The sequence below is a fragment of the Polaromonas sp. UC242_47 genome, assembly GCF_044452385.1.
Classification (GTDB): Bacteria; Pseudomonadota; Gammaproteobacteria; order Burkholderiales; family Burkholderiaceae_C; genus Polaromonas.
Genome location: NZ_JBIOAO010000001.1, coordinates 3,459,137 through 3,480,255 on the forward strand (window position 1 = coordinate 3,459,137; position 21,119 = coordinate 3,480,255).

Below are 21,119 nucleotides of genomic sequence, written 5' to 3' on the forward strand. Positions count from 1 at the left end.
AACACGACACATGGAGACAAACATGAGCACACGCAGAACCACCCTGATGGCACTGACCGCCTGGGCCGCCACGGCCGGCGCCGGAGCGGCCTGGGCCCAGGCCCCCTTCCCGCACAAGACCCTGTCGCTGGTCGTGCCCTACTCGCCCGGCGGACCGACCGACGCGATGGCGCGCACGCTGGCCAACGCCGTCAAGCCGATTCTGGGCCAGACCATGATTGTCGAAAACCGGGCCGGCGCCGGTGCCAACATAGGCGCCGAATACGTGGCCCGCGCCGAGGCGGACGGCCACACGCTGCTGTTCGGCACCTCGGCGCCGCTGGCCATCAACATGAACCTGTACCAGAAGATCAACTACGACCCGTTCAAAAGTTTCGCGCCCATCATCCAGGTCGGCTACCTGCCCAATGTGCTGGTGGTGCACCCCAGCCTGCCGGCCAAAAACATGAAAGAGCTGATCGCCTACGCCAAGGCCAACCCCGGCAAGCTGGCCTTCGCATCCTCGGGCAGCGGCGCGTCTTCGCATCTGGCGGGTGTGCTGTTCAACATGCGCGCCGGCACCGACATCCAGCACATTCCCTACAAAGGCACGGGCCCGGCCCTCAACGACCTGCTCGGTGGCCAGGTGGCCATGTCCTTCACCGACGTGTTGACCGCCCTGCCCCACATCAAGGCCGGCAAGCTGCGCGTGCTGGGCGTGACCTCGGCCAGCCGCTCGCGCGCCCTGCCCGATGTCCCCACCTTGATGGAACAAGGCCTAAAGGACTTCGACGCCAGCGTGTTTTTCGGCATCGTCGCGCCCTCGGGCACACCGCAAGACGTGGTGACCAAACTCAACGCCGCCTTCGCGCAGGTGCTGCAGCAACCCGACGTCAAAGAGCGCCTGGCCCAGCAAGGCCTGGAGCCGCCGCCGCAATACACCCCGGCGCAACTGGCGGTCTACATGCGCAGCGAAGCCGCGAAGTGGCGCGAGGTGATCAAGACCTCTGGTGCCACGGCGGACTGAACGCCATGACCACCGATTCGACCCCCAAGGCGCCCCAAGGCGCACTGCAAGGCATACGCGTGATCGACCTGTCACGCGTTCTGGGCGGACCCTACTGCGGCCAGATCCTGGGCGACCACGGCGCCGACGTGCTCAAGGTCGAGCCGCCGCAAGGCGACGACACCCGCGCTTGGGGCCCGCCCTTCCAGAACGGCGTGGCGTCTTATTACCTGGGCTTGAACCGCAACAAACTCGGCATGCAACTCGACCTTGCCAGTGCAGCCGGACAGGCTGTGCTGCTGGGTTTGCTGGAAGGCGCCGACGTGGTCATCGAAAACTTCAAAACCGGCACCCTAGAAAAGTGGGGCCTGGGTTATGAAGACCTGGCCAAACGTTTTCCGCGCCTGATTCATTGCCGCGTCAGCGGCTTCGGCGCCGATGGCCCACTCGGTGGCCTGCCGGGTTATGACGCCGCCGTGCAGGCGCTGACCGGCATCATGAGTGTCAACGGTGAATCTGGTGGTGATCCCTTGCGGGTCGGTTTGCCGGTCGTGGACCTGGTCACCGGGCTGAATGCGGCGCTGGGTGTGTTGCTGGCCTTGCAGGAACGTGCACGCAGCGGCAAGGGCCAGTTTGTGGAGGCCAGCCTGTTCGACTGCGGCCTCTCGCTGTTACACCCGCACGCCGCCAACTGGTTTCTGGACGGCAAAAACCCCGGACTCACAGGCAACGCCCACCCCAACATTTATCCCTACGACGCTTTTCCAACCCGCACCGTCCCGATTTTTCTGGCCGTCGGCAACGACCGGCAATTCGCCCTGCTGTGCCAGCACCTGCGGACCGAAGCCCTGGCAAGCGACCCGCGCTTCAGCAAGGCGGGCGCACGCTCGGTACAACGCCAGGAATTGCGTGAACTGCTCGTACAAGCACTGGCCGGACACGACGGCGCCCAACTGGCCGAGGCCTTGATGCAGCTAGGTGTGCCCTGCGCCCCCATCCTGACGGTGGATGCCGCGCTGCAACACCCGCACACCCAGCACCGCGAGATGGTTGTGCGTATCGGCGACGATTACACAGGCATCGCCTCCCCGATCAAGCTGAGCCGCACACCGGCGACCTACCGCCATGCGCCGCCGACGGAATTGTCAGCGGATCACACGCCGACCTGAAGGTGACCGTCTGGGCGGGTGTCACTGGGTACACTCTCCCGGACCCCTGAGGTGCCTGCGTCTTTTCCGAGTCGCGGCCCAGCCAAGCGCTTCACGGGCATTTTATTAATCAGATCTGCCTCCAGCCCTTGGCACACGGGCGCAAGCAGCTATTTATTTAATAGCGACCCACCCCATGCTCCAGCTCGGCGAACTCAAGCCCATTCTGGCCACACTGGTGCTGCCACCCGCCGCGCCGCTGCTGCTTCTGTTGCTGGGGCTGTTGCTGGCAGCCAGAAAAAAAGCCGCCGGCCTGCTCGTGGCGTTTGTCGCCGCGGCCCTGCTCTGGTTGCTGAGCTGCTCGGCGGTGGCGGTCTGGCTGGCGCAAAACATATTGCCCCAACATGCGCCACTCCCGGTGGCCGCGCTGAAAACCCAGGGCGTGCAGGCGATTGTGGTGTTGGGCGGTGGGGCTTATCCCCTGGCGCCGGAGTACGGCGAGCCACAAGCCTCGGCGGAGACCGCCGCGCGCATGCGCTACGGTGTCTGGCTGGCACGGCAGACCCAGTTGCCGATCGCCTTCGCGGGCGGCCTGGGCTGGAGCGCCTCCAGCGCACAAACACTCTCGGAAGGTGAAATAGCGCGCCGGCTGGCGCAGCAGGACTACGGGCTGGCGCTGCGCTGGGTCGATGACCAGTCACGCGACACGGCTGAAAACGCCAGACTGCTCAGGCCGCTGCTGCAAAAAGACAACATTCAAAGGATTGCGCTGGTGACCAACGCCTGGCACATGCCGCGCTCGGTGCTGGCCTTTGAACGTGCCGGCTTCACGGTCAGCCCCGCACCCATGGCTTATATCTTGCCCAACCAGAATGGGCTGCTGCAATGGTTGCCCTCGGCGGAGGGCTTGCAATCGTCACGCGCGGTGCTCAGGGAATGGCTTGGCCTGCGTGTCGCTGGCGCCTGACCAATAAAGTGCGGCCCCGCGCACTTTACCTGCCTTTTACTTGGAAACCGGCGCCAACCCGGCCGGCCACGGCATAGTGTCGGCTTGACGGTCAGGTAGCGAGCCGCTACATTACTAACCGATTAGTCAGTAATTCATGTCCATTTCCAAATTCATCTGCGAAAAAACAGCCACGCTGTCCGCCAAACGCGAGCGGCGCAAAGAGGCACGCCCGGGCGAACTGCTGAACGCGGCGCTGGACCTGTTTGTGGAAAAAGGCTTTGCCGCCACCCGCGCCGAAGAAGTCGCCGCGCGGGCCGGCGTCTCCAAGGGCACGCTGTTTCTGTATTTCCAGAGCAAGGAAGAACTGCTCAAAGCCGTGGTGCGTGAAAACATCTCGGGCCGCTTCAAGGGGTGGAACGAGGAGTTTGAGAAATTTGAAGGCACGGCCGCCGAGATGCTGGCGTATTGCATGACGGTCTGGTGGACGCATGTAGGCGCGACCCGCGCCTCGGGCATCACCAAGCTGTTGATGAGCGAGGCCGGCAACTTCCCGGAAATTGCCGCTTTTTACCAGCAGGAAGTGGTGCAGCCGGGCCAGGCGTTGATACGCCGCATCATGCAGCGCGGCATAGACCGCGGCGAGTTTCGCCCCATGGACCTGGATTACGCGGTGTACAGCGTGATCGCCCCCATGGTTTTCCTGATCTTGGCCAAACATTCCGCCGGCACCTGCGCTGACGCCAGCCTGCCAGGAAAGGCCGAAAAATACATCGCCACCCTGGTCGACACCATGCTCCACGGCATGTGTGCGCCGCCAGCGGCCAATCGCAACAAACCCGGCAAGGGCAAGGTCGACGCATGAAACGATGGATCAAATGGGGGCTGGCAGCCCTCTTGCTGCTGCTCCTGGCGGCGGCTGTGCTGGGGTCCCTCTCGGCCCGCAAAAAACAGCAGCAAACCCTGGCGGCAAGCGCCGCCGCCGGCAAGGCGCAGGCGCTGGTCGAGCTGGCCGCCACGGATGTGGTGCAAGCCAACACCCGCGAACTGAGCCAGGGCCTGGTGCTGTCGGGCGCGCTCAAGGCCGTCAACTCGGCCGTCATCAAGACACGTGTCGCCGGTGAGCTGCAGGACCTGAGTGTGCGTGAAGGTGATCTGGTCAAGGCCGGCCAAGTGCTGGCCCGCATCGATCCCAGCGAATACCAGTCGCGTGTGCGGCAGGCGCAGGAACAGGCCGACTCGGCCAAGGCACAAATCGACATCGTGCAGCGCCAATATGACAACAACCAGGCGCTGGTGGATCAGGGTTTTATTTCCAAAACCGCGTTGGACGCCTCGCTGGCCAACCTCAACGCCGCCAAAGCCAACCACAAGGCAGCGCTGGCTGCCGTCGAAGTCGCCAAAAAATCGCTGGATGAAACCGTGCTGCGTTCGCCCCTGAACGGCCATGTGGCACAGCGCCTGGCGCAGCCCGGCGAACGCATAGGCATAGACACCAAGGTGCTGGAAATCGTGGACCTGAGCCGGCTCGAACTTGAAGCCAGCCTCAGCGCCACCGATGCCCTGGCCGTGCGCCCCGGCCAGACCGCCCAATTGCAGATCGAAGGCAGCGGCCAGAGTGTCACCGCCACGGTGGCACGTATCAACCCCAGCGCACAAGCCGGCAGCCGCAGCGTGTTGGTTTACCTGAGCATAGACAACCGCGCCAACCCGGGGGCGACCGAGCCCTCGGGTTTGCGGCAAGGCCTGTTTGCGCAGGGCACACTGGGCACGGCGCGCCTGTCGGCTTTGGCCGTCCCGGTCAGCGCCGTGCGCACCGACAAACCCACACCTTATGTGCAGGTGGTGGAGAACAACCAGGTCGTGCACAAGCCGGTGGTACTGGGCGCGCGCGGCAACAACACGGCTGTCGGCGCCAACGACGAAGCCATGGTGGCCGTCCAGGGCCTGAGCGAAAACGCGGTGGTGATCCAGGGTGCGGTGGGCAGCCTGCGTGAAGGCACAACGGTGAAATTCACGCAAGCCCCGGTCTGGGCCGCGACGCCCGCTGCGGCGCCCAAAGCGGCACCCTAAACCCTTATGTGGTTCACACGCGTCAGCCTGAAAAATCCGGTGTTCGCCACCATGGTCATGCTGGCCATTGTGGTGCTGGGCCTGTTCTCCTACCAGCGTCTGCAGGTGGACCAGTTCCCCAACATTGACTTCCCGGTGGTGGTGGTCACCACCGAATACCCCGGTGCGTCGCCGGAGATTGTCGAAAGCGAAGTCACCAAAAAAATCGAGGAAGGGGTCAACTCGATCGCCGGCATCAACGCCCTGACCTCGCGTAGCTTCGAAGGCCAGTCGGTCGTCATCATCGAGTTCCAGTTGCAAATCGACGGCCGCAAGGCGGCAGAAGACGTGCGCGAAAAAATCGCATCGCTGCGCCCACTGCTGCGCGACGAGGTGAAAGAGCCGCGCGTGTTGCGCTTTGATCCGGCCAGCCGCGCGATCTGGTCGGTCGCCGTGTTGCCCAAGACCAATCCGGACAAAGGCAAGGTCGGTACCGTCCCCTCCGCCGTGGAACTGACCAACTGGGCCGACCAGGTGTTGAAGAAGCGCTTGGAAAACGTGCGTGGTGTGGGCTCGGTCAACCTGGTGGGCGGCAGCAAGCGCGAGATCAACATCTACCTGAACCCGCAGGCCATGGAGTCCCTGGGTATCACGGCCGACCAGGTGGTCAACGCCGTGCGTAATGAAAATCAGGACCTGCCGGTTGGCGCCATCCGTTCGCTGGCGCAGGAGCGTGTCGTGAAAATCGACGCCCGCATGAAACGGCCGGAAGACTTCGGAAAAATCATCGTGGCGCGCAAATCATCGGGCACCGGCGCCGGCAGCGCGGTGACCGTCGACCAAGTCGCCACCATCCGCGACGGCTCGCAGGAAATCGACAGCCTGGCGCTTTACAACGGCCAGCGCACCTTGTTGCTGACGGTGCAAAAAGCCCAGGACGAAAACACCATTGCGGTGGTCGATGGCCTGAACAAGGCCATCAAGGACATCCAGGCCGAACTGCCACCGGGCACGCAACTGGCACTGATTGGCGACGGCTCGCGCCCCATCCGTGTGGCGGTCGAAAACGTCAGACGCACGCTGATCGAAGGTGCGCTGCTCACGGTCCTGATTGTTTTCCTGTTCCTGAACTCCTGGCGCTCCACGGTGATCACCGGCCTGACCTTGCCGATCTCCATCATTGGCACCTTTTTGTTCATGAACATGTTTGGTTTCACCATCAACATGATCACCCTGATGGCGCTCAGCCTGTGTGTAGGCCTGCTGATTGACGATGCGATTGTGGTTCGCGAAAACATCGTGCGCCATGTGCAGTTGGGCAAAACGCCGTACCAGGCCTCGCTGGACGGCACGCAGGAAATTGGCCTGGCGGTGCTGGCCACCACCTTTTCCATCGTCGCGGTGTTTTTGCCCATAGGCTTCATGGGCGGCATCATAGGCAAATTTTTCCACGAGTTCGGCGTCACCATCGTGGCGGCGGTGTTGATCTCGATGTTTGTGAGTTTCACGCTGGACCCCATGCTCTCCAGCATCTGGCACGACCCCAGCATCGAAGCGCACGGCAGACATCACGCACCGGTCACCTTTTACGACAAGACCATAGGCCGCGTGACCGGCTGGTTCGAACGCGCCACCGATGCGCTGGCCGAGACCTACCAGCACATCCTGCGCTGGTCCTTGGGCCACAAGCTGGCCACCGTGGGCCTGGCCGTGGTGGTGTTTGTCACCAGCCTCTTCATGGTGCCCTTGCTGGGCACGGAGTTTGTGCCCAAGGCCGACTTCTCGGAAACCACGCTTAATTTCTACACGCCCGTCGGCTCCTCGCTGGAAGCCACCGAGGCCAAGGCCAAACAGGTCGAGACCATCTTGGGCGAATTCCCGGAAGTCAGCTACACGCTGGCCACCCTCAACACCGGCAACGCCCAGGGCAAGATGTACGCCAGCATTTACGTGCGCCTGGTGGACCGCAAGGCCCGAAGCCGCAGCGTGGACGAATTGTCCAATGTGTTGCGCGAGCGGCTCAAGCAGGTGCCCGGCATCACCGTGACCCACGTCGGCCTGCTTGACTCCGTCGGTGGCGGCAAACAGGTGGAGTTTTCGCTGCAGGGCAGCGACCTGAAAGAACTGGACCGCCTGACGCGCCTGGTGACGGACAAGGTCAAGGACATTCCCGGCCTGGTGGACCTGGACTCCAGCCTCAAGCCCGACAAACCGACGATTGAAGTCGACGTCAAACGCGACGCTGCCTCCGACCTGGGATTGAGCGTGTCGCAAATCGCCGGCGCGCTACGCACCCTGGTGGCCGGGCAAACCGTCGGCAACTGGCGCGCGCCTGACGACCAGACCTACGACGTGAACGTGCGCCTGGCACCCGACGCGCGCAACGCGCCGCAAGACCTGGAGCGCCTGCCGTTTATCAGCAGCACCATAGGCAGCAATGCCGACGGCACGGCCCGCACCGTGCGCCTGGGTCAGCTGGCCACGGTGAAAGAGGCCACCGGGCCGAACCAGATCAATCGGCGCGACCTGACACGTGAAGTTGCGATCAATGCCAACGTCTACAACCGTTCGGCCGGCGAAGTCTCGGCCGATATCCGCACGGCGCTGGACGGCATCAACTTCCCGCCCGGCTACCGCTACCAGTTTGGCGGCTCGACCAAAAACATGGCCGAATCCTTTGGTTACGCGATCTCGGCGCTGGTGCTGGCAATTTTGTTCATCTACATGATCCTGGCCAGCCAGTTCAAGAGTTTCCTGCAGCCTCTGGCGCTGATGACCTCCTTGCCGCTAACCCTGATCGGCGTGGTGCTGGCGCTACTGCTGTTCCGCTCTACCCTGTCGATGTTCTCCATCATCGGCATCGTGATGCTGATGGGCCTGGTCACCAAAAACGCGATTTTGCTGGTGGACTTTGCGATCCGCATGCGCGAGCAAGGCATGGAACGCAGCGAAGCCCTGCTGCTGGCCGCCCGCGTGCGGCTGCGGCCCATCCTGATGACCACGCTGGCCATGATTTTCGGCATGGTGCCGCTGGCTTTTGCGCTGACCGAAGGCTCGGAACAACGCGCGCCCATGGGCCAGGCCGTGATTGGCGGCGTGATCACCTCCTCGCTGCTGACCCTGGTGGTGGTGCCGGTGACCTATTGTTACCTCGACGACTTCGCACAGTGGCTGAAACGCCGCTTTGGCGGCCGCGGCGCCCAGGCCACGGTCGTGACGCCCCCCGTTAAAATCATCGGTTGACCCCGATACCTTCACCCGCTTTTTTGACAGGCCCCACCATGAACTACGAACAAGCCCGCTTCAACATGATTGAGCAGCAAATCCGCCCCTGGGAAGTGCTGGACAACCAGGTTCTTTCCCTCCTGGCCGTGATCAAGCGCGAGGATTTTGTGCCGGCCGCCCTGCAGTCGCTGGCCTTTGTCGACATGGAGATCCCGCTGGGCAGCAAGCCCGGCCAAACCATGCTGGCACCCAAGGTCGAAGCCCGTTTCCTGCAGGACCTGGCCGTGCAAAAACATGAAAAAGTCCTGGAAATCGGCGCCGGCTCCGGCTACATGGCCGCCTTGCTGGCGCACCGCGCGCAGCAGGTCATCACTCTGGAGATCGATCCCGACCTGGCCCAGCTGGCTCGCGACAACCTGAAAAAAGCCGGCATCTACAACGCCGAGGTGCGTACCGGCGACGGCGCCGCCAAACTCAGCCAGGCGGTCGCGGCCAGCGACCCGCTGAGCGGCCCTTTCGACGTGATTGTGCTCAGCGGCTCGGTGGCCGAGGTGCCAGCCGCACTGCTGGCCATGCTCAAAGTCGGCGGCCGGCTCAGCGCCGTGGTTGGGTTCGAGCCCATGATGCGCGCCACGCTGGTGACCCGTGTCAGTGAAACCGCCTACCGCACCACGCAAGGCTGGGACACGGTGGCACCGCGCCTGCTCAACTTCCCCGAGCCTTCCAAATTCAATTTCTAAGAAAAAGCCGCCAGCCATGATTGCCCAGCTTGCCCCTGCCGATTTCAACGCCTGGCGCGACAGCCTGGCGGCCGATGCGCCCCCGCCCGTGTTGCTGGACGTGCGTGAACCGTGGGAAGTGCAAACCGCCTCGGTCCAGCCGGAAGACGGCTTTACCTTGCTGCGCATTCCGATGCGCGAAGTCCCGGCCCGGCTGGCGCAACTGCAGCAGGAACTGCCGGCCGACCAGCCGCTGGCCTGCCTGTGCCATCACGGCATGCGCAGCCTGCAGGTCGCCAACTACCTGGAACAAAACGGTTTCACCCAGGTGGTGAACCTGCAGGGCGGTATCGACGCCTGGGCCAAGCAGCGCGACCCCTCTGTGCCGCTGTATTGACTTGTTGCCATCGCCCTTACCGCTTATTTCCCCTTTCATCAGGACACCCATGACGACGCGACTGAAAAAACCGGCCTTGTTGCCTCTGGCTCTCGCACTGAGCACTGTGCTGGCGGTTTTGGCGCCTTCGGCTCAAGCCCAGAACCTGGTGGAGCTGTACCGCTCGGCGCGCGACTACGATGCGGCCTACCAGTCGGCCCGGTCGCTCTACGACGCCAACCTCGCCAAGGCCGACCAGGCCAAGGCCGGCATCCTGCCGTCGGCCGCGTTGTCAGCCGGGGCGTCGCGTACCAATTTTGAAATGAGCAGCCCGGCCAGCGAGCGCGATTTCACCACGCAAACCGCCGGCTTGAATGCCTCGCAGCCGCTGTACCGTCCCGGCAACTGGGCCACCTACGAGCAGGGCAAGCGGCAGGTCGAGTTGTCCAGGGCCCAGCTGGAGGCCGCCGAACAGGACCTGATCGTACGCACCAGCCAGACTTATTTTGATGTGCTGGCGGCGCAGGACACACTGGCGTTTGTGCGCGCGCAAAAAGCCGCCGTGGCCGAACAACTGGCATCGGCCAAACGCAACTTCGAAGTCGGCACCTCCACCATCACCGATACCCGCGAAGCCCAAGCCAGGTACGACCTGGTGATCGCCCAGGAAATCGCCGCCGAAAACGACTTGCGGGTCAAAAAAATCGCGCTCGACCAGTTGGTCGGTAAAACCGATGCCCAGCCCAAAGGTGTGCAAGTGCCGCTGGACTTGCCGCCCCTGGTGCCAGCCGACGTCAATGCCTGGGTTCTGCAATCGGAAGCGCAGCACCCGGCGATACGCCAGGCCCAGGCCAACCTGGAAGTCGCCAAGCTGGAGATCGACAAGGCCGAAGCCGGCCACAAACCGACGGTGGACCTAACCGCCAGCTACGGCATACAACGCAACCTGAACGGCACCGCCACCGTGGCCAACGCCACCTTTCGCACCAACGCCGCCACCGTGGGTGTGGCGCTGAACATGCCGCTGTTTGCCGGCTTCGCCACACAAAACCGCATCCGTGAAACCCTGTCGCTGGAAGAAAAAGCACGCACCGACCTGGTAGGCGCCCGACGCGGCGTCGCCCTCGGCACCCGCACCGCCTTCTTCGGCGTGTTGTCGGGCCAGGGACAGGTCAAGGCCCTGGAAGCGGCCGAGTTGTCCAGCCAGAGCGCGCTGGACGCCAACAAGCTGGGTTACCAGGTCGGCGTGCGTATCAACATCGACGTGCTCAACGCACAAAGCCAGCTGTTCCAGACCAAACGCGATCTGGCCAAAGCCCGTTACGACGTGCTGGTCGGCGGCCTCAAGCTGCGCCAGGCCAACGGCACGCTGACGCCGGAAGACCTGTTGTTGATCAATTCGCTGCTGGTGCAGTAGGTCAGGGCGAACGGGCTCTGGGGCCCTGCGCCTCTGCCCAGTGGGAAGGTATCTTTGGCGGTCTGCCGATGGACATGGCCTTCCTGTCATGCTTGAACTTATCAACATCGCCGGGTTGGTTATCGGCAATATGTAGTTATCGACGGCTAGCGAGCGTCGCCTTTGGACGGCGGATTCAACCGGGCACCACCGGCAGCTTTCTGGAAGTTGAATTTCAAAATTTTACCGACTCGTCAGCGGTCATTCGCCACGACAGATCAGTTTTGATGGTTTGGACAAACCTTGCCAGAACCCGACGCTGGGGTAACCCTACAGTTTCGTTTATGCACACGGGATATTGCAAAAAAATGCTTCGCTCTGTCACGACTTCCGAGTGAGAATCCGTTCAGAGCACTCAATAAAACTACGTATGGTCGGCAAGTAGTAAGCTGGATTCCATACCAACATTGCAGGTGCAAGCACTTGTTCGCCGCTAATTTTCATGAATTTCACACCGTGAACACGCGAGCGAGCCAGCGTGCGTGGTACAAGAGAAACGCCAAGGCCATTTGCAACCATGGCCACAATCGTCAACCATTGACGGGCCGCATGAGCAATTTTGGGGTGTATTCCGGCACGAGAGAAGATGGCGATCACGTTGTCATGGTTTGCGGGCGCCACATCTCGGGAAAACATCACAAAACGTTCATCGGCCAGTTGTCGCAGATCGACCGTATCGCCCTGTGCTTTGGGATGATCCTCGGGCAAGCAGAGCACAAATTCATCTTCACCCATGGGCAAAGATGCCAATTGGGGCGGAACCGTGGAGGCATTCACAAACCCCGCATGGATCTGACCGCGCAGTAACTCATTCAACTGGTCTGCACTGGACATCTCTCTCAGCACCACATCCACGTCTGGCATTTCCGCATTGAACTGCCTCACAATGGTCGGCACTTCCCGGTAGACCAGCGAACCGGTCATGCCAATTTCAAGTCGCCCACGCATCCCCCTGGCGACGATTTTCGCCACATTCGAAGCCCGGGCCACTTGTTCCAAAATCTGGCGCGCCTCTTCCAGGAAGGCCTCTCCGGCCTGGGTCAGCTCGACATGTTTGCTATCGCGAATCAAGAGCTGCACCTCCAACTCCTGTTCCAGCGACTTGATGGCGCTGCTCAGTGGCGGCTGCGTGATCGCGAGCTTGCTTGCGGCGCGTCCGAAATGCAGCTCTTCCGCCAGTACGACAAAGTAACGAAGAAAGTGAAGCTTCATGGGTGGAGCGTGTGGGTTAGGCCGAGGGCTGATTATCTTTCAACGATTCGCAAAAGGAATCTCTCCAACCAAAAATAGGATTGGACACGAATGATTGAAGTGGGGAGGATGTGACCGCATCCACTGACCAGACGGTGCCAAATTACATTTACAACCGGAGACGTTTCATGAAAATCCTTCCTCGTGCCCTCACCCTGGCGGCTAGCTTGCTTGCGGTTTCGGCAGCCCTGAGCCAAACCTACCCCTCGGCGCCCGTCACGCTGGTCGTGCCGTTTGCAGCCGGCAGTGGCACGGATGCGGTGGCACGCATTGTTGCGAGGAAGCTCGGTGAGCGTCTCAAACAGCCGGTTCTTATCGACAACAAGGCAGGTGCCAACGCCCAGATTGGCGCCCTGTTCGTGGCCAAGGCCAAGCCCGACGGCTACACCTTGCTGATGACGACCAATACATCCCACTCTGCCAACCCCAGCCTGGTCCTCAATCTCAAATACGACCCGATCAAGGACTTCACACCCGTCACCCGCATTGGTGAACTTCCCTTTGCCCTGGTGGTCAACAAAAACGATCCCGGAAAGTCGCTCAAAGACTGGATCGATCAAGCCAAACTCAACCCTGGAAAATTCTCTTACGCCACGCCGAACAGCACCTCCTTGGTGGCCTCTGAAACCATCAAGCGGATTGCTGGCCTGGATGTCGTTGCGATTCCCTACAAATCGAGTCCCCAAGCCCTCACCGATCTGATCGGTGGGTCCGTACAGATGTATGTCGTGGATCTGGGTTCTGGCATGGGCATGATTAATGCGGGAAGCGTACGGGTTCTGGGCGTCACGACAAAAGAGCCGCTGAAAGCGATACCAGGGGCAGTCCCCATCGCCAAAGTGGTCCCCGGATTTGACTTGACATCCTGGAACGGCATTTTTGGACCCGCGGGTACGCCCAAACCTGTGGTGGACAAGCTGAACATGGAACTGCAAGAGGTTCTGGCCGACAAGGACGTACAGAAAGCACTAAGCCAGCTTGGCTTTGAGACCTGGCCGACCAAAACGCCGGAAGAGTTTGCCAAATACGTGGCGGACCAGCTCGCGCACTGGAGCACCCTCATCAAGCAAGCCGGCATTCGTCCGGAATAAACATGTCTGTTCAGTATTCAGCCCCCACCTCCGGTCCGCTGGCCGGTGTGAAGATTCTTGACCTAACCTCTGTCGTCATGGGGCCTTTTGCGACCCAGATTCTTGCTCAATTAGGCGCAGAGGTCATCAAGGTGGAGACCCCGGAAGGCGACAACATGCGCCACGTCGGCCCCATGAACCATGCCGGCATGGGACATATCTTCCTGCATGCCAACGCAGGCAAGAGAAGTATCGTCCTGGATCTCAAGCATCCTGAAGGCCTGGAGGCCGCCTTAAAGATGGCAGAGGGTTGCGACGTGTTTATCAGCAACGTGCGGCCACAGGCTTTGGCCCGCTTGGGGCTGGACTATGCAGCGATACGTCAGCGCAACCCACGCATCATCCATGTGAGTTGCTGTGGGTTTGATCAAGACGGTCCAGATGCCGCCCGGCCTGCTTACGACGATCTGATTCAGGGCGCAACAGGTGTTCCATGGCTGATGGAGCAATATGGGACGACCGAGCCCGCCTATGCCCCGACCACGCTGGCAGATCGGGTGACGGGCTTGCATACCGTCTACGCCGTCACGGCAGCACTGTATGCCCGTAGCCAGTCGGGCGTGGGTCAGTCCGTGGTGGTGCCGATGTTTGAAGCCATGGCCCAGTTCATCCTGGGTGATCACATGGCAGGTCTGAGCTTCGAGCCGCCGATTGGAAAACCCGGGTACGCACGTCTGCTGACGCCACACCGCAAGCCTTATGTCACCAGCGATGGCATGTTGTGTGTCTTGATCTACAACGACAAGCACTGGAGAAGTTTCTTTGAAGCCATCGGCGAGTCCGATGAGCTGGGCCGCGATCCGCGCTTTGTGACACACAGCGCGCGTGCGGCCCATATTGACGAGGTCTATGCGGAAGTAGGCCGCATCATCCGCACCCGCACCACCGCGGATTGGCGCACCTTGCTGGATGCGGCCGATGTGCCCAACATGCCGATGAACAGTCCGGAAGATCTGTTGGTCAATCCACAACTGCGTGCCACGGGGTTTGTGAGTGACACCGTTCATCCGACCGAAGGGCCGATGCACACACTCGCTCACCCGACGAAGTGGTCGGCCACGCCCCCAGCGCGGAGCTTTTCACCTGCGCCAAGATTGGGTGAACACACCCGACAACTCCTGGAAGAAGCGGGCTACACCCCAGAGAGCATCCATACCCTGGTCGAACAGGGTGCTTGCCGAACTTCCACCTGAAAGTAATAACAACATGCAACCGAATTACCTGGTTCGTACCGCAGATGTGCCGGCCTATCAACCGGCCAATCACCATCACACCAGCAATCAGCGACTGATTGGCCCCGAGACCGTCGGCGCCCAGCAGATGGAGGTGCTGCTCGGAACGCTGCATAAAGGGGGCGGGGCCTTGCCCCATGCCCACCCCGGCATTGAGCAAGCCTGCTACCTGCTGGAAGGCACAGCGCACGTCGAGGTTGCCGGCCAATCTTTTGAGATGGCGCCAGGCGACACCTGTTTCTTCCCTGCCGACCAAATGCATGTCTTCACAGTCACCAGTGACACCCCCGTGAAGCTGCTCGTGATCTACAGCCCACCTTACGGCGAATCGCCCGACAAAGTGATTCGCCCCGACAACGCCATTTCGAACGGAGCCTCTCGATGAACTTTGCATTGACCCCTGATCAAGAACAAATCCGCGATGCCATTGAGCGTGTCTGTGCGCCATTCGATGCTGACTACTGGCTGCGCAAGGACCAGGAAGGCGGCTTCCCTGATGATTTCCACCATGCGCTGGCTTCTTCGGGCTGGTTGGGCATCGCCATGCCCGAGGCCTATGGCGGCGCAGGCCTGGGCATCAGCGAAGCGGCGCTCATGATGCACACAATTTCTGCAACTGGCGCCGGTTTGTCTGGCGCCTCTGCGGTACACATGAATATTTTTGGCCTGCACCCCGTCGTGGTGTTCGGCACCGATGAACAAAAGCAGCGCTGGTTGCCGCCGCTGATTGCGGGCACGGACCGGGCCTGCTTCGCGGTGACCGAACCCAATACCGGGCTAAACACCTTGAAGCTCAAGACGCGTGCGGTACGTGACGGCGATCACTATGTCGTGCACGGGCAAAAGGTCTGGATCAGCACGGCCCAAGTGGCCAACAAGATCCTGCTGCTGGCTCGCACCACACCTATCGAAGAATGCAAAGGCACCGAAGGTTTGAGCCTGTTCTACACCGACATGGATCGCAGCAAGGTGGAAGTCCGGGAAATTGAAAAGCTGGGTCGCAAGTGCGTGGACTCCAACCAGGTGTTCATTGACGGTCTGCGTATTCCCGTGGAAGACCGTGTGGGAGAAGAAGGCAAAGGCTTCAGCTACATCTTGCATGGTCTGAACCCAGAGCGCATCCTGATCGCCAGCGAAGCCGTGGGCTTGGGTCGTGCAGCATTAAAACGCGCAGCAGGTTATGCCAATGAGCGCGAAGTGTTTGGTCGCCCGATTGGTCAAAACCAAGGCATCCAGCACCCTCTGGCCAAATCCTGGATGGAGCTTGAAGCCGCTCACTTGATGGTCCAGAAGGCAGCGTGGCTGTATGACCAGCATTTGCCATGCGCCGCCGAAGCCAACAGCGCGAAGTACCTTGCCGCAGAAGCCTGCTACCACGCTTGCGAAAACGCCATCTTCACCCACGGCGGCATGGGTTACGCCAAGGAGTACCACGTGGAGCGCTATCTACGCGAGTCCTGGATTCCCCGCCTGGCGCCCGTGAGCCCTCAACTGATTCTGTGCTTCATCGCCGAAAAAGTGCTTGGCTTGCCCAAGTCTTACTGAGTCCGGGAGGCCCATATGTCGATGAACTTTCAGAACCTGGAATTGGAAATTCAAGGCCAAGTGACACGCAGATGTAAAAGTGCCGGCAGGCCTTGAGCGTATTTACTTCGTCGCAACAGAGGCCAACTCAAACGCCCCCAGCGCCCTCGCCTGCCCATTCAGCAACACATCGACGCGGTGTTTGCCCGCATGGTGTTTGCGCGTTGTCATCTCCGCCGTCGAGACAGTCTTGCTCAAGCGCACAGTTTCGCGCGGCGCTAGGCGCAAGACCTTGAGCTTGAAGACCTTGGCGCTGGTCTTGCCATTCGCCTTGACGTAGTGGATGCAAAAGTCCACCAGCACTTCTTGCGGCTGGGCACTGGTGTTGCTCACCTCAAAGGCAATGTTGACTTTCTCACCCATGACCACACGTTTCGGCGTGAGGCTGGCTTTGCCGACTTCCACGTTGGCGCTCTGGCCAAAACCCAGCACCGCCAGCGCGCCGGCCTCGCCGCGTTTGACGGCCGAACGCAGCGCGTGCTGGACTATCCAGCGCCGCTCGTCGCTCGCGCCCTTGAGCCATTGCTTCGCGGTTTTTGCGAGCAGCTCCGGATGGTCCTTGCCGATGTCGTTGAGGTTGTTGGCGACCGAGCGCCGCACATACAGTTCGGGATCGTCTTTCAGCAAGTCCAGCAGGGCCAGCACAGGCGCGGGATTTTTCTGAAAGACCGGCAGGCGGCTGGCCCAGGGCAGGCGCGGCCGGCTGCCTTCGGACACCAGGCGGCGCACATGCGGATTCGGGTCGCTGGCCCAGAGCTTGAAACGCGCCAGCGTGGCGGCTTCGTGCTGCTGAAAAAAAGGCCGGATGCTGAACTCGGCCGTGAAACGTTGCGTCAACTGGTACTCCGCCAACATCGAGGCTTCAAAATGGTTCAACCCAAACTCGGCCACAAACATCGTGTGCGGCAGGTACAAAAACGAGGCCATGCTGAGACCGGCCGGCCGGCCATGCGGCTGGTCCAGCGAGGCCAGCAGGATGTGGATGGCCTGGGTGTAGTCCTGCGGCAAATGCCGATACAAGGCACGCGCAATATGTTTGCCGCGCGGCATCAGCGCCAGTTCGTCGTAACCCTGCAAGACATCACGCATGAAACGAGCAGCCTCAAAGGCCGGGTGCACGGCGGCGATCATGCGTGCAATGGCTTCGGGCACATCGGCGCCAAATTGATTCACCAGCGGTTCGGCCACAGCGTCAGACTTTCAACAATGAGGCCAGGGCTTTGACCGTGTTGGCGGCCGCGCCCCGGTGTTGCGCCGCAAACTGCAGGCTGGCTGCGGCAGCCGCCTGTTGCGCTGGCCGGTCCGCCAGCAAGGCCTGGGCGCTGCGCACGGCCTCCGCCATGTCGGCCACACGGTACGCGGCACCGGCGGCTAAAGCCAGCTCGGCCGCTTCGGCAAAGTTGAAGGTGTGCGGGCCCATGATCACAGGACAGCCGCCGGCCGCCGCTTCGATGAGGTTCTGGCCGCCCAGCGGCGCAAAGCTGCCGCCCAGCAAGGCCGCATCACTCATCGCGTAATACAGCGCCATTTCGCCCAGCGAGTCGCCGAGCCAGACATCAGCGGCCTGCGGCACGCCGTTCCAGCTGGAGCGGCGCGACACCGACAAGCCGTGTTGTTCTATCAAGCCACAGACCTCGTCAAACCGCTGCGGGTGGCGCGGCACGATGAGAATCTGCGGCGCCTCAGACGCTATGAATTTGGTAGCTGATTGCGCCCGACCCATCAGGGCCAGAGCCTTTATTTCCTTAAGAAAACTGTCTTCTTCACCTTCGCGCGCACTGGCCAGCAGCAGCACCGGGCGGGCCAGCGCCAGGCGCCAGGCGCGGCCTTGCGCCTGCTGCGCGGGATCCGGCGTGGCGTCAAACTTCAGGTTGCCGAACACGCCCTGCACGTTCGCGCCCAATACACGCAGGCGTTGCGCATCGCTGTCGCTTTGCGCGTAGACCGCCGCCAGCGCCGCAAACGCCGGACGCGACAGCAGCGCCACACGCATTGCCTGGCGCAAGGACTTCTCGGACAGACGCGCGTTGACCAGGGCCAGCGGCACACTGTGCGCCTGCGCGCCAGCCACGGTGTTGGGCCAGACCTCGGTTTCCATCAGCAAACCCAGGCGCGGCCGGAAGTGGCTGAAAAACCGCGCCACCGCGGCGTCACTGTCCCAGGGCTGCCAGACCTGCACGTCGCCGGCGCGCAGCAGGCTGGTGCCTTCGGCACGCCCGGTGGCGGTGCCGTGGGTCAACAAAACCCGCAGCCCCGGCCACTGCGCGCGCAAGGCCTTGAGCAAAATACCGGCGGTGCGGGTTTCACCCAGCGACACGGCGTGCAACCACACCAGCTCGGATTGGGCTTCGGGCGCCTGCGTGTAAAAGCCGAAACGTTCATCCACGGCGTCCAGGTAACCGGCTTCGACCCGGCCACGCCGCGCCAGCTTGCGCCGCAACAAGGGCTGTATCGCCCACATCAACCAGGTGTAAAGCTTGCGCGCCACGGCGGCCATCAAAGCGCAGTCCCCGGGTCCGCCACGGCCGACTGGCAACTGAGCCAGGCGTCCCAGACCGCCCGCACGCTGGGTGTCGGCTGGGCATACACGCTGATCTGGCGTCCGCCCTCATGGCCGGCCTGGACGGCGCCAGCTGGCCCGGTGCGCCAGGCGGTGTCGAAGTTGTAGATCTGCACATGCGGCAGATCCAGCGCCACGGCGATGTGGCTCAGGCCGCTGTCCACGCCGATCACACCGGCGCATGGCGCCAGTTCCCGCGTCAACGCATCCAGCGGCAAACGTGGCCACACCACGGCTTGGGTCCCGGGGTTTTTGCCGTCCAGCGCCGCGGCCAGCAACTGGCTCACCACCAATTCCTCGGCATTGCCATGCGGCAAGGCGATGTGGTAACCCAGCGCATTCAATTGCCGGCCCAGCGAGACCCAGTTTTCCAGCGGCCACTGCTTGTCGGCGCGCGAGGTGCCGTGCACAAACGCTATTGTTTCAGGAGCTGAGGACGCCCGTCCCTCCTGGGCCAGAGCCGCTTTTAATCCATAGTCCAGGGCCGGTGGCAGCGTGTAGCCCAGCGCACGCGCGCACAACTCGCGCGAACGCTGCACGGCATGAATGTGCGGCTGTATGGGAATCGCCACGTCGGCCAGCCAGCGTGTTGGCGCTTCGTAGCCCGACCCTTCGGTCTGGTTCGCCAGCGCGTAACGCCGGCCGCTAGCGCTGAGCCTGGCCAGCCGCGCCACGACGGCGGACTTGGTCAGACCCTGCAGATCGATCACCGCGTCGTACGCCTCGGCTTGCAATTCTTGTTTGAAGGCGCACCATTCGGCACGAGTGGCCGCGGTCCAAAACGATTTGCGCCAGCGGCGTATTTCGCAGGGAATGACGCGGCGCAAGCCGGTCCCCAACAGCGGCATCAGCAAAGGCGCAAAGGATTTTTCCACCACCCAGTCGATTTGCGCACCGGGGTGCGCCGCCAGAATGTCCTGCACCACCGGCAAGGTGTGCACCACGTCGCCCAGCGACGAGAGTTTGACCAGAAGGATTTTCATCAACCTGACTTGGCAAGGCTCAATGCGCCGCAGCAGAAAAACTCGCGTCGGGTTTGACGCTGCGCAACAGCTTGAGCATGTCGGCTTCAATCCGCGCCAGCGCTTGCTGGGTATGGCCTTCAAAACGCAGCACCAGCACCGGCGTGGTGTTGGACGCACGTATCAAACCAAAACCGTCCGGCCAGTCCACGCGCACCCCGTCAATCGTCGAGATTTTGGCTGGCGCGGGGAAGGCGGCCAGCTTGATCAGCGCCGCCACCACCGTGTGCGGCTCACCTTCTTTGCAGGCGACATTGAGCTCGGGCGTGCTGAAGCTGGTGGGCAGGCCGTTGAGCAACGCCCCCACATCGGCCACCTTGCTCAAGATCTCCAGCAGGCGCGCGCCGGCATAGGTGCCGTCGTCAAACCCAAACCAGCGTTCCTTGAAAAAGATGTGGCCGCTCATCTCGCCACCCAGCGGGGAGTCCAGCTCTTTCATCTTGGCCTTGATCAGCGAGTGGCCGGTTTTGTACATCAGCGGCACGCCGCCGGCCGCTTCGATCTCGGGCGCCAGGCGTTGCGAACATTTGACGTCAAACACAATCGTGCCGCCCGGCACACGCGACAAGACATCGCGCGCAAACAGCATCATCTGGCGGTCCGGGTAAATCGTGTTGCCCTCGCGGGTCACGATGCCCAGTCGGTCGCCGTCGCCGTCAAAGGCCAGGCCCAGTTCGGCATCGCCGGCCTGCAGCGCGGTGATCAGGTCCTTGAGGTTTTCCGGCTTGCTCGGGTCCGGGTGGTGATTGGGGAAGGTGCCGTCCACCTCGCTGAACAGCTCGACCACCTCGCAGCCCAGCGCGCGGAAAATGGCCGGGGCCGAGGCGCCGGCAATGCCGTTGCCGGAATCGATCACCGCTTTCATGGGGCGCTGGAGCTTGATGTCAGACACGATGCGATCGCGGTAAGGCGCCAGCACATTGATGTTGCGTATGCTGCCGCTGCGCGCCGGCACCACCCAGTTCTCTTCGCTCATCCGGCGGCGCAAGGCCTGGATATCGTCGCCGTAAATTGCACGTCCGGCCATCACCATCTTGAAGCCGTTGTAATCCTTGGGGTTGTGGCTGCCGGTGATCTGTATGCCCGAGGTGGCCAGGGTGCTGGCCGCAAAATAAAGCAGGGGCGTGGTGACCATGCCGACATCGATCACGTCGACGCCGCTGGCGACCAGACCGCGAATCAGCGCCGCGCTCAGCGACTGCCCGCTCAAACGGCCGTCACGCCCCACGGCCACCGTGCGTTCGCCCTGCACCAGGGCTTCGCTGCCGAAAGCGCGGCCCAAGGCCTCGGCCACCTCTTCATTGACGGTGGAAGGCACGACGCCGCGGATGTCGTAGGCCTTGAAAATCGAGGGGTCAAGCTGCATGGGCTGGGTTCTCCGTGAGTCGCTGTAATTGCACGGATTGTAGGCGCCAGGGCCCGCATGAACATGT

The 21,119-nt window shown here is 62.1% G+C and carries 18 protein-coding genes; 13 read left to right on the plus strand and 5 right to left on the minus strand.

Features of this window, described 5'->3' with window-relative positions:
• The first annotated feature begins 22 nt into the window (after positions 1–22).
• From ACHMXK_RS16710 to ACHMXK_RS16750, 9 genes are all read left to right on the plus strand, one after another.
• Positions 23–1,006: a Bug family tripartite tricarboxylate transporter substrate binding protein gene (locus tag ACHMXK_RS16710; RefSeq protein ID WP_397441656.1), complete on the plus strand. Its 984-nt coding sequence runs from the start codon at positions 23–25 to the stop codon at positions 1,004–1,006.
• Between the two features lie 5 nt (positions 1,007–1,011).
• Positions 1,012–2,154: a CaiB/BaiF CoA transferase family protein gene (locus tag ACHMXK_RS16715; RefSeq protein WP_397441657.1), complete on the plus strand. Its 1,143-nt coding sequence runs from the start codon at positions 1,012–1,014 to the stop codon at positions 2,152–2,154.
• Between the two features lie 175 nt (positions 2,155–2,329).
• A complete protein-coding gene (locus ACHMXK_RS16720; protein WP_397441658.1) occupies positions 2,330–3,100 on the plus strand; it encodes a YdcF family protein in 771 nt (256 codons plus the stop codon).
• A 136-nt stretch (positions 3,101–3,236) separates the two neighbouring features.
• Complete coding sequence (locus tag ACHMXK_RS16725) at positions 3,237–3,944, plus strand: TetR/AcrR family transcriptional regulator (protein WP_397441659.1); 708 nt, start codon at positions 3,237–3,239, stop codon at positions 3,942–3,944.
• The gene (locus tag ACHMXK_RS16730; RefSeq protein ID WP_397441660.1) at positions 3,941–5,152 is read left to right on the plus strand and encodes an efflux RND transporter periplasmic adaptor subunit; all 1,212 of its coding nucleotides are present in this window, start codon (positions 3,941–3,943) and stop codon (positions 5,150–5,152) included. The genes ACHMXK_RS16725 and ACHMXK_RS16730 overlap by 4 nt, the downstream gene beginning before the upstream one ends.
• 6 nt (positions 5,153–5,158) lie before the next feature.
• Positions 5,159–8,374 carry an efflux RND transporter permease subunit gene (locus ACHMXK_RS16735; protein ID WP_397441662.1) on the plus strand — a complete coding sequence of 1,072 codons (3,216 nt, stop codon included), beginning with the start codon at positions 5,159–5,161 and terminating at the stop codon, positions 8,372–8,374.
• 38 nt (positions 8,375–8,412) lie between these two features.
• Positions 8,413–9,096, plus strand: coding sequence for a protein-L-isoaspartate O-methyltransferase (locus tag ACHMXK_RS16740; RefSeq protein ID WP_397441663.1), 684 nt, complete (start codon positions 8,413–8,415; stop codon positions 9,094–9,096).
• Between the two features lie 16 nt (positions 9,097–9,112).
• Entirely contained in the window at positions 9,113–9,472 is a 360-nt protein-coding gene (locus ACHMXK_RS16745; protein WP_397441664.1) for a rhodanese-like domain-containing protein, read from the plus strand.
• A 49-nt stretch (positions 9,473–9,521) separates the two neighbouring features.
• Positions 9,522–10,868 (plus strand): TolC family outer membrane protein, encoded by a 1,347-nt coding sequence (locus ACHMXK_RS16750; RefSeq protein WP_397441665.1) that lies wholly within the window; start codon positions 9,522–9,524, stop codon positions 10,866–10,868.
• A gap of 360 nt (positions 10,869–11,228) precedes the next feature.
• Here the strand turns inward: ACHMXK_RS16750 and ACHMXK_RS16755 are convergent, their stop codons facing one another.
• A complete protein-coding gene (locus ACHMXK_RS16755; RefSeq protein ID WP_397441666.1) occupies positions 11,229–12,119 on the minus strand; it encodes a LysR substrate-binding domain-containing protein in 891 nt (296 codons plus the stop codon).
• A gap of 167 nt (positions 12,120–12,286) precedes the next feature.
• On the opposite strand from ACHMXK_RS16755, the gene ACHMXK_RS16760 reads away from it, so the two are divergent.
• The 4 genes from ACHMXK_RS16760 to ACHMXK_RS16775 are packed head-to-tail and all read left to right on the plus strand — an operon-like array spanning position 12,287 to position 16,065.
• Positions 12,287–13,249 (plus strand): Bug family tripartite tricarboxylate transporter substrate binding protein, encoded by a 963-nt coding sequence (locus ACHMXK_RS16760; protein WP_397441667.1) that lies wholly within the window; start codon positions 12,287–12,289, stop codon positions 13,247–13,249.
• A gap of 2 nt (positions 13,250–13,251) precedes the next feature.
• Positions 13,252–14,481 (plus strand): CaiB/BaiF CoA transferase family protein, encoded by a 1,230-nt coding sequence (locus tag ACHMXK_RS16765; RefSeq protein ID WP_397441668.1) that lies wholly within the window; start codon positions 13,252–13,254, stop codon positions 14,479–14,481.
• Between the two features lie 13 nt (positions 14,482–14,494).
• On the plus strand, positions 14,495–14,905 hold the full coding sequence (locus tag ACHMXK_RS16770; protein ID WP_397441669.1) for a cupin domain-containing protein: 411 nt from the start codon (positions 14,495–14,497) through the stop codon (positions 14,903–14,905).
• Positions 14,902–16,065 carry an acyl-CoA dehydrogenase family protein gene (locus ACHMXK_RS16775; protein WP_397441671.1) on the plus strand — a complete coding sequence of 388 codons (1,164 nt, stop codon included), beginning with the start codon at positions 14,902–14,904 and terminating at the stop codon, positions 16,063–16,065. The genes ACHMXK_RS16770 and ACHMXK_RS16775 overlap by 4 nt, the downstream gene beginning before the upstream one ends.
• A gap of 102 nt (positions 16,066–16,167) precedes the next feature.
• Here ACHMXK_RS16775 and ACHMXK_RS16780 read toward each other — a convergent pair whose 3' ends face one another.
• From ACHMXK_RS16780 to ACHMXK_RS16795, 4 genes are read right to left on the minus strand one after another with little or no spacing between them, the layout of a single operon-like run.
• Entirely contained in the window at positions 16,168–17,292 is a 1,125-nt protein-coding gene (locus tag ACHMXK_RS16780) for a DNA alkylation repair protein (protein ID WP_397441672.1), read from the minus strand.
• Positions 17,293–17,296: 4 nt separating this feature from the next.
• Positions 17,297–18,601, minus strand: coding sequence for a 3-deoxy-D-manno-octulosonic acid transferase (locus tag ACHMXK_RS16785; RefSeq protein ID WP_397441673.1), 1,305 nt, complete (start codon positions 18,599–18,601; stop codon positions 17,297–17,299).
• The gene (gene waaC / locus ACHMXK_RS16790; RefSeq protein ID WP_397441674.1) at positions 18,601–19,647 is read right to left on the minus strand and encodes a lipopolysaccharide heptosyltransferase I; all 1,047 of its coding nucleotides are present in this window, start codon (positions 19,645–19,647) and stop codon (positions 18,601–18,603) included. The genes ACHMXK_RS16785 and waaC overlap by 1 nt, the downstream gene beginning before the upstream one ends.
• 19 nt (positions 19,648–19,666) lie before the next feature.
• Positions 19,667–21,052 (minus strand): phosphomannomutase/phosphoglucomutase, encoded by a 1,386-nt coding sequence (locus ACHMXK_RS16795; RefSeq protein WP_397441675.1) that lies wholly within the window; start codon positions 21,050–21,052, stop codon positions 19,667–19,669.
• Positions 21,053–21,119 lie beyond the last annotated feature (67 nt).